Origin of the sequence: Caballeronia catudaia (genome assembly GCF_001544755.2) — a bacterium.
Taxonomy (GTDB): domain Bacteria; phylum Pseudomonadota; class Gammaproteobacteria; order Burkholderiales; family Burkholderiaceae; genus Caballeronia; species Caballeronia catudaia.
The window spans coordinates 1-1,097 of the sequence record NZ_FCOF02000137.1 but is presented as its reverse complement, the minus strand read 5'-3'; the positions used below and the strand labels follow the sequence as shown (position 1 = coordinate 1,097).

Here is a 1,097-nt window from a genome sequence, read left to right as displayed (position 1 = left end):
TACGGGACTTCGAAGTAACGGCCGGCCCACGAGACGGTGCCGTTACGACGCACCAGTCGGGAAATACGATGCAGGAACAGTTCATCGAGCTGAGCGGCAAGTGATCCAAGAAGGCGGATGCGTGGCAGGTCCTGCTGATACCGAGCGAGCGGAGTTTGACCAGCGAGCGAGGTATGGGGTCTACGATGGTAAATCTCCTCGACCCACGCCCACAGCCGGGCGTTGAGATCGGCGAGATCGCGAATGTGGGACCCGTCCAGTTCAGCGAGAAACTGCTCGCGTAGCGTTCTGTGCCACCGTTCCAGTTTCCCCTTCCCTTCGGGCGCATACGGGCGACAATAGACAAGACGGATTGACAGGCGCGCGCAGATGCCCTGGAGGGTAGAAGCACGATAAGCGGCGCCATTATCGACCACCAGGCGAACTGGAATGCCTCGACGAAGCAGCGCCTGTTTGAGGACGCCCTCGATCTCGAGCGCTGTCTCGGCCGGACAGAACGCGCAGTGCGCGATTAACCGCGAAGCGTCGTCCATCAGCGACACGAGATACGTCTTCGTTCGACGCCCACCGAACGACAGTGTGGGGCCGTGCATCACATCGCCGTACCAGATCGAGCCGGCGTGCTCGGCCTCAAAGCTGCGCTTCTCCTCCGGTACGACTTCGGCAGAGGCAATGCGCGAGAGCCCGTGAGCCTTGAGCAGGCGGTGCACGGCGCAGCGAGAGAGCGTGTCGTGCGGCACGAGCCCGGCGGCCTCAAGCAGCAATCGGATCTGACGGATTGAACGGCGCGGATTCTCCCGCTTGGCGGCCAGCACGGCACTCTGTATCGCGGCGGGCAACTTCGACTGGCCGGCGGTGGTGCGCGGTCGGTCAGAAAGGCCGGCGAGCCCATGACGCCGCCAAGCGTAGTACCACGCCTGCAGCGTCTTCTCGCTGATATAGCGCCGTCGTGAACCAGGTATTGCGTACTCCTGACGGGCTAGCTGGCGTACGATCAGCTGCAGTTCGCCGCGACCGAGGCGCTCGCGGCTGACGAGCGGCCCCAGTACCGACAGGCGAAACAGGGCTTTGGGATCGATGTCGTTCACGAAATCTCC

At 63.1% G+C, this 1,097-nt stretch carries 1 protein-coding gene; it reads right to left on the bottom strand.

What is annotated here, in order from left to right; translation table 11 throughout:
• A partial coding sequence (locus AWB75_RS36445; RefSeq protein ID WP_061128745.1) for a DDE-type integrase/transposase/recombinase occupies positions 1-1,088 on the bottom strand: 1,088 nt, incomplete at its 3' end.
• Positions 1,089-1,097 lie beyond the last annotated feature (9 nt).